Consider the following 17326-nt stretch of genomic DNA (forward strand, 5'->3'; position numbering starts at 1 on the left):
GGGCGAGCACGGGCAGCGCGGCCCGGCTGTGCTCGCAGCGCCGGGCCGCGCCGCCGTCGCGGCTACGGGTTCTTCGGCGCCTGCAGCAGCTTGAGCATCAGGTCGACCTTCTGCTCGAGGCTCTCGACGCGCTTGTCGACCGTCGGGGCCGCGGGGGCCGCGGGCAGCGGGCGCAGGTCGGCGCCGAAGTTGGCGAGCGCCGGGCGCTCGACGTACGTGACGCGGTGCAGCACGCGCCACGCCTTGTTAGTGCGGCCGCGGGTGTCTCGCAGCGCGCGGGCGTTCTCCGAGTTGCCGCTCAGCCACTCGGGGTCGACGACGTAGGCGAAGAAGTCGTCGAAGTGCTGCGTCGCTCCCTCGAGGTAGAAGCTCATGAAGCGGTAGCGCCCCACCTTCTCGCCGGGCACCAGCGGCCGGTCCTTGTGGTCGGTGACCCCGCGGCTCTCCACCCCGGAGAGCGACACGCCGAGGCCGAAGCCGCGGCTGGTCGAGACCGTCTTGGTCAGCGTCTGGCTCATCTGCATGTTGAACATGCTGGTGAGCTCGACCCCGACGCCGCCGACGAACACCTTGGCCTCGAGGCCGAGGGCGAAGTTGACCGACGCGTTGCTGCCGACGCTGTGCAGCACGCTGCTGGCGAACTGCTGCTGCTCGGTGTGGAGGCCGCCGTTGGCGTCCCACACGTACGTGTTGACGATGTTGCGCTTGCCGGCGCGGATCCGCAGATCCTCCATGCGGCTCTGCCACGCGTCGAGCCCGCGGGTGGCGTTGTACAGCTGCTCGCGGTCGGCGAACGCTTTCTCGATCTGCGCCCGGCGCTCGGCGGCGCGGTCCTCGTAGTCGTCCTGCGCCGCGCTGCCCGCATCGATCACGCCGTCGGCCGCGGACGACTCCGACGCTGCCCCGCCGGATGGCGGCGTGTCCTCCTGGCGGCGCACCGTCACCGCCACGGGCGCGTCGCCCTTGTCGATCTCGTCGGCCAGGTTGTCGTCGCCGACCGGGCCGAGCGACTTGAGCGAGGCGTCGAAGTTGAAGAAGTACGCCTCGCGCCGCTTGTCCTGCTCGGCGATCTGCCGCTTGAGGTCGTAGGCCTCCTGCAGCCGGTAGTAGCTGGCCGGGTAGCGCGAGCCGTACTGCGCCCGCAGCTCGGGCACGTGGGCGAAGAAGCGGTCGCTGGTCGGCGCCGAGCCGGTCATGCCGTCGAGGCTGCCGGCCATGGTGTACGCCGGGTTGATGAGGAACGAGACGGTGTTGACGTCCGGCGGGATGTCGGCGTTCGGCACCACCTCGTAGCCGACCATGCGCCCGCTGCCGCGCAGGCTGGTGACGAACACGTCGGCCAGCCCGGACACGACCAGCGCGTAGCCGACGTTCTTGGGGATGAAGCGGTTGCCGAGCTGGGGGAACCGCGGCTGCTCCTCGAGGGTGCCGCGCAGCTCGAGCCGGTCGGTCATCTTGAGGCTCGAGCTGGCGCCGATCGTGCTGGCACGGGTGCTGCCGGTCGCGCCGCCGGTGGAGCCCTTGATCCCGATTCGCACCTTGGCGAGGTCGGTGCTGAGCCCGAACCCCAGGGTCAAACCGATGAGGTGCTCCTTGGTGGCCTCGTAGCCGACGAACAGGTCGGTGCTGCTGCCGAACTTCTCGTCCTTCGCGCGGTTCCACTGGAACGCGACGTCGTCGGAGGTCGACAGCTCGACGGTGGCGGCGCCGTTGTAGCTCGCCGACATCGTCAGGTTCTCGCTCGGGACCGGCGGCGGGCCCTCGATGTAGCCGAGCAGGGTCGGCTGGAACTGGGCGTTGCCGACCCACCGCAGGTCGAGCTCCTCGACCCGCTGCTCGGCGAACAGGCGCACACCGCGGGCCGTCTCGACCGCGAAGGCGCGGCGCATCAATGCCATCATCGCCGTACCGCCGGGGCGCTGGCCGATCGTGTCGTACTCGGCGACCACCATCGCCTCGCCGCGCAGCTCGCCCGCCTGGCGACCGATCGGCGCGTCGAGGGCGACCCATGGCGCGCCGCTTACCGCGCCGTGGTTGCCGCGGCCGGACACGTCGCGCAGCTGCCCGCCCTGGGCCTCGGTCATCGGGTAGTAGGCGACGAGGCCCGGCTCGCGACCGGTGAGCAGGGTGCGGCTGTTGGCCGCGATCTCGTCGTCCTTGAGCGCGAGCGACCACAGCCGCACCTCGGCGACCCGCCCGAACTGCTTGCCGCCGCCGCCGTGGTTGCCGATCGTGACGACGGTGAGGGGGGCCTTGTAGACGGTGTTCTTGATCTCGTCGAGCCGGGCCTGGTTGCCGGCCCGCATCTGCGCGATGGACCGCAGGTCGCCGACGCGCTGGCCGTCGATGTAGAAGGCGGTCGTCGACGCAGAGCCGCTGCCGCTGGCGACCACCGCGAGGTGATGCCAGCCGGTGGCGAGGCGGGATACGTCGAAGCCGCAGTCGACGATGCCGCGGAGCCACATGCCGAGCATGTTGTCCTTGACCAAGATCTCGCACTCGCCGATCACGCCGAACAGGGTGTTGCAGTAGCCGGTCTTCGGCAGCGGGGTCTGGAACCACGCCTCGACGGTCCAGTCGTCGCCGAGCGAGACCGGGCGGTCGAGGCGGACGATGTCGCCGGGGTTGCGGAAGTTGAGGCCGGCGCGTCCGAGGGTCGGACGCCAGGCGTCGAAGCTCGCGCCCTTGCCGTCGCGCGTGGCCTGATACCGGAGCTCGCGCATCCGCCCGCGCACGTCGAGCCAGCTGAGCTGGACGTCGCCGTCGCAGGTCTGCGTGGCGGTGACGCGCCCCGGCGGGCGCACGAAGGCCAGCAAGGCTCCGAGAGTGGTCAATCCCCGCTTCTGCTCCTTGCGCAGGAGGGCGAGCTGCGGCGCGTTGGCCTGGTCGGCGATCATGGCGGCGAGCACCGGGCCGTTCACGCCGTCGATCGCGGCGCGCACCGCCGGCAGCTCGGTGCCGTCGATCGCGGTCAGCCGGGCCTGCCAGGCGTCGCGCAGGGCCTGCGAGGCCTGCTGGGCGGCGCGCAGCTGCTCGAGCTCGGCCCGCTTGGCGACGAGCCGGCGGTTGCAATCCTCGAGCGCGACCCGGCTGGCGATCGTGATCGGCGAGTCGCGGACGACCTGCAGGGTGAACTGCTGGTTGGCCTCGTTGTGCGAGTCGTACTGGATGACGGCCTCGCCCTGATCGCTGCTGCCGTCGTACACGTCCAGCACCTTGCCGCTGTGCTTGGCCCGGATCACGTAGGTGTTGGCGACCCCGGCCACCGCCTCGAAGCGGAACCGCTGGTTGTCGCCGCCGGTGTAGATCCACTGGTGCAGTCGGGCGCCGTTGTCGTGGCTCGGGCCCTCGACGTCGACCACCATGCCGTTGTTGTGGCCGGGGCGGAGCAGGAACCAGTCGTTCAGCGACGGGACGGTGACTTGCCCCGCGGCCTGGTTGGGGTCGGCGTAGAACAGCTCGTTGTCGGTGCCGCGGTAGCTGATCTGGATCAGGTCGGCGCCGGTCGAGTTGCTGGCGCCGTCGATCGCCAGGGCCATGCCGCTGTGCCGCGGGGTGATGCGGCAGTAAGAGAACATCGGCATCTGCTGGTGCTGCGCGCGCACTGCGGACAGGCGCGCGTGCTCGGCCTCCAGCGCGGTGACCTCGGCCTGGACCGCGGCGATGCGGGCCGGGCGGTTGGGGTCGACCGCGAACGCGAGCTTGTCCTCGAGCACGCGCTTCTCGACGAGCAGCGTCCCCTCGTTGCGCTCGCTCGCCGCCAGGGCGGCCAGCTTGACGCCGAGGTCGGTCGGCGCGGCGGAGGCCGGCGCGAGCGTCGGCTGGGCCGCGTACTCCCACTCGGTGATCGCTGCCGGCAGCTCGACGAGCCGGTGGCGGCGCAGCTCCATCGCGGTGCACGTGCCGGCGACGTCGACGAGCTTGAAGGCCCGCATCAGGCTGGTCGTCGGCGGCACCGCGAACTGGCACGAGGCCCGGACCCAGCCGCCGCCGATGTCGACCAGCTGGGCCGCGATCGGGGACAGGGTCGCGTCGGGGACCGCCGACTCGCGGCTCTTCTTGAACCACGGGGCGAACTTGAGGCCGGTGAGCGTGCCGCCGATCGGGCGCAGCTCGACGCTCTCCTCGTAGGCCCCGCCGCGGACCACCGCGACGAGGTCGTCGTTGCGGTACTGGGCGTTCTCGGCTCGCTGGATCTGCACGTTCGACACGTACGGCGCCCCGACCACCAGGCCGTGGCTACCGTTCGGCGAGAAGTCGTAGGCCCGCTGCACCCGCTGCGGCGTGCTCGCGCGCACCGGCGCGTCCGAGGCCACCGCTCGTGCGCCGCCGGTCACGACTGCGTCGAGGCGCTTGCTGGTGAGGTCGACCAGGCCCGCGCCCGCGCCCTCGCTGCCGCGCCAGTATCCGACCAGCTCGGCCTCGTCGCCGACCAGGCTGCGGCCGCGGTCGGCCGCGATCTCCTGCGCCGTGCGGGCGCGGCTCCACAGGCGCAGCTCCGTCAGCAGGCCGGTGAAGTACTCGACGTTCCTGTCGTCGAGGCTGCGGCCGATGATGAGCGGGGTCTGATCGACGATCAGCGTCTTGCCGGCGAGCGAGCCGCTCGCGCGCTCGATGCCGTCGTGGAAGGTGCGCGCGGTCTGGCCGTCGTTGGTGATGGCGATGTGGTTCCACTCGCCCCAGCGGATCGTGCCACGCGGCGTGTCGGGCGGGCCCTCGGTGGCGCCGGTGTTGGTGTGGTAGCGGTGGTGGACGTAGCCGTCGCGGTGCAGCCAGATGTTGAAGTTGCGGCCCGGCTTGCCGACGAGGCCGACCCACTCCTGCGTCGGTCGCTCGGGCTTGATCCACACCTCGACGGTGTACTTCTGCACGCGCAGCGCCGCGCTGTCGGGGACGAGGGCGCAGTCGCCGTCGCCGGCGAAGGCGAGCGCCCACGGCGTGGGGTCGACCTCCTCGAGCGCGCCGAGCTTCCAGCAGCCGCACAGGCCCTCCTCCTGGCCGTTGACCGGCTCGAACATGCCGCTGGCGATCTGGGCGTCGCTGCGGGCGACGCTCCACACGCGCACGTCGGCGATGCTGCCGGCGAAGTGCTCGCCGCGGACGCGCCCGATCGTGAAGTTGGTCACCGGCGTCGGCACGTCGTGGATCGCCGCCGGCGCGTCGGTGGCGATCGGGGCGCCGTCGAGGTAGAGCCGGCGCGTGTTGGTGGCGGCGTCGTAGCTGGCCGCGACGTGGTGCCAGCCGTCCAGCAACGGGGCCGTGCCGCAGGCCATGTCCTGGCCGCCCCACTCGTGGCGCAGGCCGGTCGGCGTCAGGCTCAGGCTGTTGACCCGGTTGGCCGCGCCGTGCTCGCCCCACGCGAGGATGCCCCCCGCTGTCATCGAGCGCGGGCGGATCCACGCCTCGACCGTATAGCTCGCCGCGCCGGTCGGGACCTTCGCGTCGCGCACCGCGACGTAGTCGTCGACGCCGTCGAAGTTGACGCCGCGCCGCTTCAGCGACGCCAGGCGCTTGACCCCGATCGCGCTGCCGAGCGCCCACGGGGCCTCGAGCGCGAACTGGCCGGCGTCGATCGGCGTCACCGGATAGATGCTGTTGTACTCGGCGGTGCCGGTGATCTGCACGGCGTCGCCGATCACGAGGCCGTGGTTCGGCGCGGTCACGATCAGCTTGTTCTCGGGCGTGCGCCGGTACGAGGTGACCGCGCCGTCGAAGGTCAGGCCGGTCTCGCGGGTGACGACCTTCTCCCAGCGGCCGATGCCGTCCTCGAGGCCGGCGAAGTCGACCTCGATCTCGAAGGTGTCGCTGCCGGTGGCCTTGACCAGGAAGCGGCCGTTGTAGTTGCGGGTGCCGCGGAGCTCGACGCTGTCGCCGATCTTCAGCTTGTCCGCGCCGCTGCTCTGGACCGCGACCTTGTCGCCGCTGCCGCGCCGCAGGGCCGCGATGGCGCCGGTGACCGGTTGGTTGACCTGGGCGGCGACCACGTTCTCGAGCGTGTCGAGCGGCAGCAGCAGCTCGCGGCGCTCGCTGTGCAGCACGCGCTGGCTGGTCGGCGCGTCGGCGAGGCGCGACAGGGTGCCGTCGGTGGCCGCGGCGAACGACAGGACCGGCGTGCCCTGCGAACCCGCGGTCACCAGCATCACGCGCACTGCCGTGCGCAGGAGCATGCGGGCGCCCGAGGCGGTGGCCTGCTCCTCCTGCAGGTCGTAGCGGACCGCGCACAGGCTGCGGACCGGGCCCTGCAGCGCGGCGCCGAGGTCGATCACGGTGCGCTCGACGCCGGGGAGCAGCGAGCCGTCGGCGCTGGAGGTGCGCTGCTGGGGGTCGAACAGGCCGGTCTCGGACGAGAGGAGCGAGACGACCTCGACCTTGCTGCCGGCGCCGTGGACGAAGAAGTGCCAGCGCTGACGATCGACGTCGCGGGTCGGCAGCAGGACGACCGCGAACAGGCCGTCATGCACGCCGGCGACCAGCTTCAGCTCGGTCGAGGGCTCGTAGAACGGGGCGCCGGCGGTGTCGGAGAAGTCGAGCGAGTCGAAGGTCTGGTCGGCGGCGCCGCTGGTCGGCAGCAGCGGCTCGTGGCGCTTGCGCGAGCGCTTGAAGCGGACCTCGACCTTGGGCACCAGCTGGTTGGTCATGCCGTCGAGCACGAAGCGGTCGACCAGCAGCGTGCCCGCGGTCGACTGGCGGAACACGTAGAGGAAGCCGAAGCCCGAGACCACCTGCACCGGCGCGATCGCGGTGTCGGCTGCGGTGTGGTAGCGCGAGCACAGGACGTACTTCGAGGTGTCGACGTCGTAGGTCAGCGTCTTGGCCTCGCGGGCGAGCACCGAGGTGTCGTCGGCCTGCGCCGGCAGCTCGAGGTCTCGCCACGGCTCCCAGCCCGGGCGGGCGTCGCCGGTCATGGCGACCGTGTCCTCGAACCCGGACTGCTTGACCGTGTACTGCACGCGGCCGTCGGCGCGGGTCGCGAACACCAGCACCTTGCCCTCGTGGGTCACCGTCGTCACCTGCGCGCGCCGGGCCTCGATCGGCAGCAGCGAGGTGACCTGCACGCAGCCCTCCTCGCGCGTGCCGGCGCGGCCGTACTGCGACTGATCGCGGGCGCTCGCGCCGGAGTCCTCGTCGAGCTTCCAGTAGCCGGCCAGGCCGCGCTCGTGGCCGGTGAGGCCGCGGGCCATGGCGGCCTGGATCTCCGCCTCGCTGCGCACGCAGGTCCACACCCGCACCTCGGCGATCAGGCCGGCGAAGGGGCTGCCCTCGGGGCTGTTGCCGATCATGCAATTGGGGCGCGCGGCGGCCTTCGGCAGCTGGGCCGGGCCGGAGGCGACGAGCTTGCCATTGGCGTAGAGCCGGACCTGGCCGACCGGATCGAGGACGCCGCAGATGTGCGTCCAGCGGCCGGCCGGCATCGTCCCGGCGGGCGCGTAGAGGCCCTTGTCCGCGTTGTCGGCGGCGACGGCGAACAGGCCGAAGCCGGTGCCGTCGCCGTTGGCGAGCAGCATCACGTGATCGCCGCCGTAGGTGGTGTGCATCTCGAACACGCGGGACCACGCGGCCGCGGCCTGCGGACGGACCCACGCCTCGACCGTGCAGCCGCCGCTGAAGTCGAGGGTCATCGCGGGCAGGCGCACGCGCGAGTTGCCGCTGAAGGCGCTGACCTTGATCTCCTCGCCGGGCGCCGCGTAGGTGCGGCCGGTCAGCCGCGGCGCGACCCAGCTCGCCTCGCCGACGACCGCGCCGTGGCGGCCGTTGCCGCTGTGGTCGCGCGCGACCAGGCCGGCCGCGGCGTCGAGCGGCCAGTAGCCGAACAGACCGGCCTCGTCGCCGTGGAGGCGTCGATTCATGGCCGCCTGGATCTGCTCGGCGCTGCGGGCGTAGGTCCACAGCCGCACCTCGGAGGCGAGGCCGCGGAGCAGCGCGTCGGGCCAGTTGCTCTTGCCGACGTAGTTGCGCGAGCGCTGGATGTTGTTCGGCAGCCACAGCTGCCCCTGGGCCACCAGCGCGCCGTTCTTGTAGATGCGCCCGTAGCCGCCGGCGTCGACCGTCGCGGCCACGTGGGTCCACGCGTTGAGCGGGAGGGCCCCGGGCGCCGTGACGACCTTGACCTGATCGCCGCGGAAGATGCTCAAGTTCAGGTCCGGGCTCGTGCCGGTGTTGGCGAACACGATGTTGTCGCTGGCCGGTCCGTTGCCGAGGTCGAGGATCCGCGAATAGTTGCCGAACGCCTCGTGCCGCACCCACGCCTCGACGGTGAAGCCCTGGCTGAAGTCCGGGTTCATCGGCGGCAGCGCCACGTGGGCGTCGGTCCCGTCGAACTTCAGCGCCGGCGCCATCTCCTCGACGCGCCAGATCTCCGCGGCGCTCGTGTTCGAGGTCGTAGTCGGCGTGCCGTTGGGCAGCACGCTGAGCAGCTTGCCGTGCTGCACCGACCGCACGAACACGCCGCCGCCCGGCGCCGGCTCGACGCGCCACTGCTCCGCCTCGCCGCGATGGGTGGAGCTCGCCAGAGCACCCTGCGCAGTCGAGGTCAGCAGCTTGCCGTGGTCGCTGCGCAGGAAGACGCGGCCGTCGTCGCCGGCGACCTCGATCGCCCAGGTCTCCCACCACAGCTTGTTCTCGTGGGTGTAGATGTTGCCGTTGGTGTCGGCGCCGAGCTGCTTGTTCAGCGCGCTGTTGCCGAGGATGATGAACTTGTCGAGATACCGGGAGAGCGGCACGAGGTCCTCCGAATCCGCGGCGGTCCTCGGGACGAGCCCGCGCCGCGATGGGTGAGCGAGCGGACGACGCGACGCGGACCCGTCCCACGGGCCACTGCATCACGCGACCGAGCCGACTCGCGGCGCCTCATCGGTCGCCGCTGCGTCTGCACCGCGGATATTCGGCGCGGACCGCCGGCGCCACCATGGCCGGTCGTGCCGATGATTGGGCCGATCACGCCATCGCGTGCGCGTGCGCCCGGTACTGCCCGGGCGCGGTCCCGGTCCACCGCTTGAAGGCGCGATAGAACGCGCGCAGATCGGTGAAGCCGACGCGGCTTGCGATCTCGCAGATCGTCAGGTCGCCGGCGGCGAGGTGACGCAGCGCGAGCTCGCGGCGCACGTCGTCGAACAGGTCCTGGAAGCTGCGGCCGGCGTCCTGCAGGCGGCGCTGCAGCGTCCGTTGCGACATGCCGAGGCGCTTGGCCGTCTGCGCCACGTTGAGCGCGGCCTCGTGCAGGTGCTCCGACAGATCGCGCCGCACGAGGTCGAGGAAGTCGTCGGCCGGCAGCCCGGCGATGTCGGCGAGGTGACGGTCGAGCAGCTCGAGCAGCTTCGGCGAGCGCGTCGGCAGCGGCCAGTCGAGCTGCGCGCGGTCGCAGATCAGGGCGTTGCAGGGCCGGTCGAAGCGCACCGGCGCCGCGAAGATGCGCTCGTACTCGTCGAGGTCGGCGGGGCGCGAATGCGTGAACCACACCTCGCGGAGCGGGAACGGCCCGCCCAGCAGCCCGCGCAGGCGCAGCAGCACGTTGCCCAGCACCGCCAGAGTGCCGTGCGGGCACGGCACCACCCGCGTCCCGCCGTCCTTGACGAAGCGCGCCAGCGAACCGTCGGTCTCGAGGCACACGCGCGTGCGCCGGTGAAACACCGAGAAGAAGCGGACCAGCCGGTGCAGGGATTGACCCACGGTCGGGCACACGCGCGCCGCGTGATAGAGGATCTCCGGACACTGGCTGTCGACCACCGCCTCGCCGACGTGCAGGCCGAACAGCGGGTCGCGCAGCATCCGGGCGGCCTCGTCCCACAGCCGCCACTCGACCACCTCCGACACCCAGCCGTCCGACTCTGCCAGCGCGGCCTCGGGCAGGCCGATGCGGTCCAGCAGCTCCTGGGTGTCGAGCCCGCGGGCCGCCGCCGCCGCGACGATCATCTGCACCCCCGTGATCGAGAACGACCCGAGCTTGAGCTCGGGCCCCGGCAGCGCCAATTGAACTCCCCCCATGAACCATCCCCCCTGTCGCACGGAGGCCCGCCTGACGCTCAGACAGCTCCGACTCATCCGCCCCCGCGGCGGCGCCTGATAGTGTCGCCGGCCGCGCAACGGATCACCCGCGAAACCGCCCCTGCCGGGCAGTGGCGGGCCTCCTGAGGGGGATCTCGGGATGCGGGCCGCAGGCCCGTGAGCGACCCGCGGGCCGCTCGCGCGAGGCCGCTTCACCCTCGACGACCGTCGCCGCGTCTCGCAAATCGCTTGACACGCCGACGCACGCCACGCGCCGCGTGACGAACATGAAATCTGCCGAGCGCGGCCGCGTGTCACCTCCGCACGGAGCCGCGTGGTAAAATGCAGTCGCTTTGCATCGCACGCTGCTGTACCGAACGAACCGCCTCGCCTTCTTCGCCTGGTGGGCTGCCATCACCGTCGGCGTCGGCGCCGTGCTCACCCTGGGCCTCGGCTTGCTGCTGAGCTTTCGCGCCGAGTCACTGATGTTCGCGTCGCTGACGGCGGTCCCCCTGGTCGCTCTCGTGACGCTCATCGTGCTGATCGTGCAGACCGATCAGCCGGGGCCAGGTCTGACGAAGCGCCCGTTCATCGAGCTCGTGTGGGGCCCGGGGCAGCTCAGCGTGCGCGACCCGCAGGGGGCCGTGCTCGGCAGCGTCACCGACGGGACGCTCCGGGTGCAGCGCATCAACGTCGGCAGCCGCATGCAAGCGGCCCTCTCGCTGCGGACCCACACCGTGCAACAGCTCGTGGTGCCACGCACCCCGCGAGGCCCGTGGCCCACCGTCCCTGCGGTCGGCGCCGAAGACGCGCGGCTCGTCGAAGACGCGGTGTACGACGCGCTGGCCGCCCACGCGCAGTGAAGCCGCCCGCGCACTGCAGCCCCGTACGCGCTAAACTAAACTCGGAGGTGCGCGATGGAGACGCGAGTCGACGAAGTAGCCGACGGGATCTACCGGCTGAACACCAAGGTGCCCGGGTTCAACTTCAATCAGTACTTGATCGTCGACGACGAGCCGCTGCTGTTTCACACCGGGCCGCGCGGCCTGTTCGAGAGCGTGAGCGCGGCGATCGCCCGCGTCATCGGGCTCGAGCGGCTGCGCTGGATCGGCTTCTCGCACGTCGAGGCCGACGAGTGCGGCGCGCTCAACCAACTCCTGGCCGTGGCGCCGATCGCCTCGCCGCTGTGCAGCAAGGTCGCGGCGATGGTCTCGATGACCGACCTCGCCGATCGTCCGCCGCGCGCCCTGGCCGACGGCGAATCGCTGACGCTCGGCCGGCGCAGCGTGACCTGGCTCGACGCGCCGCACGTGCCGCACGGCTGGGAGTGCGGCTACCTGTTCGAGCGCGAGACCCGGACCCTGCTGTGCGGCGACCTGTTCACGCAGAGCGGCGGCAGCGACGTGCCCCTCACCGAGTCCGACATCCTCGGTCCGAGCGAGGCGTTCCGCGCCGAGATGGACTACTTCGCCCACGGCCGCCGCCAGGCCGAGCTGCTCGAGCGGCTGGCTCGCACTCAGCCGACCACGCTCGCCTGCATGCACGGCAGCGCCTGGCGGGGTGACGGCGGCGCGCTCATCCGGGCGCTCGCCACGACCCTCGAGCGCCCGCTGCAGTGAGCTCGATGAAGCGCCGGACGCGGAGCTTCCTCGGACGACGACTCGGGTAGCTCGCCGACTCGCCAGGGCGCGAGAGGGCAGCCGCCGATCGGCGACTGCCCTCTCCTCGGATCGCGCCGGCGTCACTCCGGCTTCTTGCCGCCGTGCTTGGCGACCACCGCCGCGATCAGCGTCTTGCCGGGCTCCTCGGCGCACGTCTTGAACAGCCGATAGCCCATCGCCGAGCGGTTCTTGTCGTAGCACTCGAGCACGTCCTTGTGCTTCTCCTCGAGCTTCTGCGCCTGACACTCGGCCTTCACTTCCGACTTCAGCGTCTTCATGATCTCGGGCGAATCGCCGGTCTCCTTCGCCTCGAGGATGACGATGCCCGCCAGCGGACCGGCCGCCTTGGCGCACAGGGAGTCCTCGTCGCCGCCGGAGCAGGCGGGAGCGACGAACGCCGCGACGAACAGCGCGGCCAGCGAGAGCTTGATCGACAGGGTCATGACATTCTCCTGGGGGTGAGAGAGAGCGACGCAGCAAGCGGTCGCATCCGCGGCGAGCATCGCACGACCGGCCGTCTCGCGCCCACGTCCCTCGGCGCAGGCCTCATCGCCGACGTGGGGCTTCTTGGCCTCGACGCCCGCCCATGCTTTCGATCTCGTCAGGCGCCTCGCATGCATCGGCAACGACAGGCGACCAGAAGCCGCCGGGAAGCCGCAGAACGGCCTTCTGTGTCGAGATCTGCCCCTCTCACCCATGGCCCCGATCGTCGCGGGCGAGTCACGGCGAGGTCAGCCGTTCGCCGACCTCGTAGCGACGTCCTCCCGCCTCGCCGGCCCTGCATCGCGGGCTTCGCCACCTCGGCCGAGGGACTTCGCCTCCACCCTGGAGCCGCGGACTTCGCCGCCTCCGTGATCAGCCAGCCTCGCCAGCCAACTCTCCGCCGACCTCAACTCACCGGCTTCGCCAGCGCCGCCCGCAGCGCCTGGGCGGCTGCCAGATCGGCGGCGGCCTGCTCCACCACCGCCACCAGCTCCTGCTGCAGCGCCGGCGCCTGCGCGTACGGCCGCGACTTGTTGTTGATCGCGTCGATCACCAGCATCAGAGTCTCGATCTGTCCTTTCAGCCAGGCGTCGTCGAACCCTGGCCCGCGGCCCAGCGACGCCAGCCCCGGCGATGCCCGCCTGGCCGCGAAGCGCAGCCCGTCGCCCGTGTCGCCGTCCACCGCGCGCTGCTCCATCTCATGACTCAGGGCGGCCTGGCGCCGCTGCCCTGCGATCGCGTGGCGCGTGATCGTCTCGGCCAGCGCCCGCACCCGGCGATCCGTCCCGCGCGTGCGCCCCGGCGCAGCGGCTTCGCGGTTGACCGCGTGGATCGTCGCCAGCACTCCGAGCAGCTCCGCATCGGACGCCGGCGGGCTCGGCAACGCCGCGGCCGGGAGCGCCGGAGCGGGCGCGGCCTGAGCCGGAGCCGCCATGACCGCGAGCATCGCCACCAGGACAACGGACCTCCCCATCGACATGCCGACAGCCTGGCCCGGGCCGACCGCGCGGGGTCGTCCTCCGCGTGCTCGCCCTGCCGGGCCACCTCGCGCTCGCGCCTCCTCGCGCCCGTCCGCGTCTGCGCGGGCGCCACCGGTCGAACGTGTACCCGCCCCCACACTGTCCCTCTCGACATGTCCTGCGCGACACGTGGGCGGCCGCCCGCCCGGTGCGAGGGCGAGCCTCAGCGGACCGATCCGCGCCGACCTCTCCACGTCCTCGCGACCTCCTTGCCGCCTCGCGGGGAGAACTGACAGTCGCTCTCGATTGCGAAAAACCACGTCGACCTCGGCGCTCGTCGTTCCCATCGCTACCGCCTGTCTCATCGAACAGATTGTCCCGCCGACGCCATCTCCGAGCCGCCCATCTCGACTTCCAGAACATTCCTCTCCCTCTCCTGCGCGACTTGTCCGCCCAGGTCCGCCGTGTCACCTTCCGCAGCATGCACTTACGTCGCTTGAACTGCGCCATGAGCCTTCTGTTGTTCGCCTGCGGCACCGGCAAGGATGCCACTGCCACGGCAGCCACCGAGGCGAGCGGTGACGACGGCACCGCCGCCACGGGCATCGCCACCGACCCGACGGAGACGCCGGACACCACCGCCAACAGCGTGACCATGCCGCCGGACACGGAGACCACGGGCGAGCCGCTCGCGCCCGACTGCGCCTGCCTGGCGGACGAGGCCACCTGCGGCGAGGAGCTGTGCCCCGGCGTCGGCCTCTCCTGCGAGGAGCCCGCTTGCGAGCCCGACCACCCCGTCAACGACGAAGGCGCCCTGGCGTGCGCCCTCGAGGCCCTGCGCGACCGCAAGCCCGGCAAGGTCTCCTGGTTCATCCAGGAGAGCCTCGGCCAGTACGCCTACGACACCAGCGTGTACATCCAGGCCGACGGCAACGCGATCGTCACCCGCTCCGGCGGCGCCGACCTGTGCAGCTACTGGGGCCCCGACACCCGCAACACCCTCAAGGAAACAACCTACTTCGCCGACTGCCTCGACCTGGCCACCGGCCGCGAGCGCTTCGACTGCCTCACCGACGGCCTGGGCGACGAGCTGCTGGTCTGCATCCCCGAGGAGCAGAACTGCGAGTCCTAGCCCGAGCCCTGGGCGCCCGTCTCACGAATGTCTCGAGGGACATGTCCATCGAGACATTCTCCATCCTGCCTCTCACTGCGGGATCAGGCACCCGCACGCGTCCTTGTCGCCGTCGTCGGGCGCGTAGTCGAAGCAGGTCGCGTCGTAGGCCTCGCACAGCCACGCGTGGCCGTTGCCGCACAGCGTCAGCACCGCGTCGGGCAGCATCGGCGCCCCGCCGAGCAGGGGCGCCTCCGCGAGGCCGAGCTTGGTGGCCGGGGCGACCACTGCGCCGAGCGGGTCGATGATCGCCGCGCGGGCGTCGGGCGCCGTGCTCATCACCAAAAAATTCTCGCTGCCGGCGATCAGCGCGATCCCGTCGAAGCCGGTCAGGCCGACCTGGACCGGCATGTCGACGCGGTGGATCTCGCTGAGCCCGTCGCGCGACAGCACCACCAGCTCGTCGGACCCGTAGCTGGCGATGTAGAGGTTGTCGTCCAGGCCGAGCGCCAGGCCGGCGCAGATGCTCATGCCGAAGCCGAGCTGCTGCGGCGGCTCCAGCACCGCCAGAGTCACAGGGTCGACCTCGACGAGCACGCAGCTCTGATTGATGAGCAGCCCGCGCTGCAGCTTCGCGTCGTACGTCGCCCCGTCGAGCTGCGGCAGCGCCTCGGCCGGCACGTCGAACACCTCCCCCTTCGGCGTGCCGTCGGTGGTGAAGCGGCGCGCCTTGCCGCTGAACGACATGATCATCACCTCGTCGGCGTCGCCGTTGTAGAACGACGCCTGCAGCACCTTGTCGGGGATCCCCGTGTCGATCTTCTTGACGTAGGTGAAGGCCGTCGTGTCGGCCACCGCCTGCGGGTCGCAGAAGTTCGGCTCGGTCGTGCTGGTCGACAGATCCGTCGTGCTCGTGACGCTCGTCGTCGTCGACGTCACCGCAGTGGTCCCGGTCGGCGTCTCGCTCGTGCTCGTCGTCGCCGTGCCGGTGCCGGTCGCGTCCCCGGACGTCGAGCTCGAGGTCGGCGCCTCGGCGGTCGTGCTCGCAGTGGCGCCGGTCGTCGACGCAGTCGTCGTCGCCGACGCCTCGCCTCCGGGGCGGCCGTCGTCGCCGCAGGCCGCGAGGACGCACGAGGTGAGCGAGAGGACCAACAGTCGCGCGAGCATGATCGGACCATAGCCCAGCGCCGCCACGCGTGGGGCTCGATCACGCGCGACCGCGACAGGCCATCGCGACACTCGCCTCATGCAAACCCCGTCGCCCGGCTGCGTTCGCCCCGGGGTCGCACGCGCCTACGCTCGCACGCGAGGACCGGCCCGCGCCCGATCGGCGTGAGCATCGACCTGTCCCGAAGACCACATCACTCCGCGCGCACGTCGGGCCGCGCGGGCCCGCGGATCCGCGTCGCACAGGACGCCCTCGCCGACGCCCGCGGCGACGCGCCCGCCGGCCGCGCCGACCTCCGCCGCCGAACCCGCCTGCGATTTTCGCCGCGACCTCCCGGCCCGCGACCCCCGCACCGGCGAATTGCCGGCCAGATCCGCGTTCCGGAGCCAGCCTGCGCCGCCGGGCCCCCTTTCGCCGCGGCGCGGCCTGGGATATCCCTCACCTTGAACCGCGCCATGACGAACGACCTGCGCTTCCCTGCCCGCAGCTACGACTTCACGCCCTACGTCCAGTGCAACAACTGGATCGGCGGCGAATGGACCCCTTCCGCCGCCGGCGACAGCCTCTCGGTCGACAACCCGCGCCACGGCAAGTCGTTCGGGCAGGTCACCATGTCCGGCGCCGCCGACGTCGCCCGCGCCGTCGAGGCCGCCAAGGCCGCCTTCCCCGGCTGGCGCGACACGCCGATCAAGGAGCGCGTGCAGGTGCTGTTCCGCCTCAAGGCCCTGCTCGAGCGCGACCTCGAGGAGCTCGCCTGGCTGGTCTCGCACGAGAACGGCAAGGTCATCGGCGAGGCGCGGGCCGACGTGCTCAAGGGCATCGAGTGCCTCGAGTACGGCATCAGCCTGCAGAACATGGTCGCCGGCGAGCAGCTCGACGTCAGCCGCGGCATCAACTGCAGCATCACCTACGAGCCGCTCGGCGTGTGCGCCGGCATCGTCCCCTTCAACTTCCCGATCATGGTCCCGCTGTGGATGCTCCCGCAGGCGCTGGTCTCGGGGAACACCTTCATCCTCAAGCCGTCCGAGGTCGTCCCCTACGGCGCGATGAAGCTGGCCGAGCTGCTGCGCGAGGCCGGCCTGCCGGCGGGCGTGTTCAACACGGTCAACGGCGGCCAGCCTGCGGTCGAGGCGATCGCCGATCACCCTGACATCAAGGCCGTCGGCTTCGTCGGCAGCACCCGCGTCGCCAGGGCCGTGTACTCGCGCAGCGCCGCCGCCGGCAAGCGGGCCCTGTGCCTCGGCGGGGCCAAGAACCACCTCCTCGTCGTCCCCGACGCCGACCTCGAGCTGACCAGCACCACCGTCGTCGCCTCCGCCTACGGCTGCGCCGGCCAGCGCTGCATGGCCGCCTCGCTGATGATCGCCGTCGGCGAGGTCGATCCGATCATCGACGCCATCGTCGCCCACGCCAGGAAGCTGCGCCTCGGCGAGGACATGGGCCCCGTCATCCACGGCGGCGCCGTCGAGCGCATCGACAATTACATCGCCGACGCCGAGCGGCGCGGGGCCAAGGTCCTGCTCGACGGCCGCGGCGCCAAGAGCCCCGGCGGCGTCGGCCACTGGGTCGGCCCGACGATCCTCGACCACGTCAAGCCCGACATGCCGGCCGGCTGCGAGGAGATCTTCGGCCCCGTCCTCTCGATCGTCCGCGCCCGCACCGTCGACGAGGCGATCGCCATCGAGAACGCCAGCACCTACGGCAACGCCGCCTCGATCTTCACCCAGAACGGCGCAGTCGCCCGCTACTGCATCGAGCGCTTCGAGGCCGGCATGTGCGGCGTCAACATCGGCGTGCCCGTCCCGCGCGAACCGTTCTCGTTCGGCGGCTGGAACCAGTCGCTGTTCGGCGCCGGCGACCTGACCGGCTGGGACGGCCTGCGCTTCTGGACCCGCGCGCGCAAGCTGACCACCCGCTGGCAGCTCAGCAAGGACGCCACCTGGATGTCCTGAGGGACATGTTG

9 protein-coding genes are annotated in these 17326 nt (G+C 71.6%); 4 read left to right on the plus strand and 5 right to left on the minus strand.

Annotated elements, in window-relative coordinates:
* Positions 1-62: 62 nt before the first annotated feature.
* Positions 63-8720, minus strand: coding sequence for a LamG-like jellyroll fold domain-containing protein (locus OV090_RS43470; protein ID WP_267710805.1), 8658 nt, complete (start codon positions 8718-8720; stop codon positions 63-65).
* A gap of 214 nt (positions 8721-8934) precedes the next feature.
* The gene (locus OV090_RS43475; protein WP_267710806.1) at positions 8935-9981 is read right to left on the minus strand and encodes an AraC family transcriptional regulator; all 1047 of its coding nucleotides are present in this window, start codon (positions 9979-9981) and stop codon (positions 8935-8937) included.
* Between the two features lie 353 nt (positions 9982-10334).
* Between OV090_RS43475 and OV090_RS43480 the strand changes: the two genes are divergently transcribed.
* Positions 10335-10844, plus strand: a complete 510-nt coding sequence (locus tag OV090_RS43480) for a hypothetical protein (RefSeq protein WP_267710807.1) — start codon at positions 10335-10337, stop codon at positions 10842-10844.
* Between the two features lie 54 nt (positions 10845-10898).
* A complete protein-coding gene (locus tag OV090_RS43485; protein ID WP_267710808.1) occupies positions 10899-11600 on the plus strand; it encodes an MBL fold metallo-hydrolase in 702 nt (233 codons plus the stop codon).
* Positions 11601-11722: 122 nt separating this feature from the next.
* Here the strand turns inward: OV090_RS43485 and OV090_RS43490 are convergent, their stop codons facing one another.
* Together OV090_RS43490 and OV090_RS43495 are read right to left on the minus strand one after the other, a co-directional pair.
* Positions 11723-12085, minus strand: a complete 363-nt coding sequence (locus OV090_RS43490; protein WP_267710809.1) for a hypothetical protein — start codon at positions 12083-12085, stop codon at positions 11723-11725.
* 446 nt (positions 12086-12531) lie between these two features.
* Entirely contained in the window at positions 12532-13059 is a 528-nt protein-coding gene (locus OV090_RS43495) for a DUF4142 domain-containing protein (RefSeq protein ID WP_267710810.1), read from the minus strand.
* Positions 13060-13592: 533 nt separating this feature from the next.
* Here OV090_RS43495 and OV090_RS43500 point away from each other — a divergent pair.
* Positions 13593-14216: a hypothetical protein gene (locus OV090_RS43500; RefSeq protein WP_267710811.1), complete on the plus strand. Its 624-nt coding sequence runs from the start codon at positions 13593-13595 to the stop codon at positions 14214-14216.
* Between the two features lie 72 nt (positions 14217-14288).
* Here the strand turns inward: OV090_RS43500 and OV090_RS43505 are convergent, their stop codons facing one another.
* The gene (locus OV090_RS43505; protein WP_267710812.1) at positions 14289-15362 is read right to left on the minus strand and encodes a hypothetical protein; all 1074 of its coding nucleotides are present in this window, start codon (positions 15360-15362) and stop codon (positions 14289-14291) included.
* 456 nt (positions 15363-15818) lie between these two features.
* Between OV090_RS43505 and OV090_RS43510 the strand changes: the two genes are divergently transcribed.
* Entirely contained in the window at positions 15819-17315 is a 1497-nt protein-coding gene (locus tag OV090_RS43510) for a CoA-acylating methylmalonate-semialdehyde dehydrogenase (protein WP_267710813.1), read from the plus strand.
* The last annotated feature ends 11 nt before the right edge of the window (positions 17316-17326 follow it).

The sequence above is a fragment of the Nannocystis sp. RBIL2 genome (genome assembly GCF_026626745.1).
Classification (GTDB): domain Bacteria; phylum Myxococcota_A; class Polyangia; order Nannocystales; family Nannocystaceae; genus Nannocystis.

Excerpts from the sequence above, each read along its gene's own strand:
- OV090_RS43475 (WP_267710806.1), bottom strand. The coding sequence starts at position 9,981 with ATGGGGGGAGTTCAATTGGCGCTGCCGGGGCCCGAGCTCAAGCTCGGG.
- OV090_RS43485 (WP_267710808.1), top strand. The coding sequence starts at position 10,899 with ATGGAGACGCGAGTCGACGAAGTAGCCGACGGGATCTACCGGCTGAAC.
- OV090_RS43490 (WP_267710809.1), bottom strand. The coding sequence starts at position 12,085 with ATGACCCTGTCGATCAAGCTCTCGCTGGCCGCGCTGTTCGTCGCGGCG.
- OV090_RS43495 (WP_267710810.1), bottom strand. The coding sequence starts at position 13,059 with ATGGCGGCTCCGGCTCAGGCCGCGCCCGCTCCGGCGCTCCCGGCCGCG.
- OV090_RS43500 (WP_267710811.1), top strand. The coding sequence starts at position 13,593 with ATGAGCCTTCTGTTGTTCGCCTGCGGCACCGGCAAGGATGCCACTGCC.
- OV090_RS43505 (WP_267710812.1), bottom strand. The coding sequence starts at position 15,362 with ATGCTCGCGCGACTGTTGGTCCTCTCGCTCACCTCGTGCGTCCTCGCG.
- OV090_RS43510 (WP_267710813.1), top strand. The coding sequence starts at position 15,819 with ATGACGAACGACCTGCGCTTCCCTGCCCGCAGCTACGACTTCACGCCC.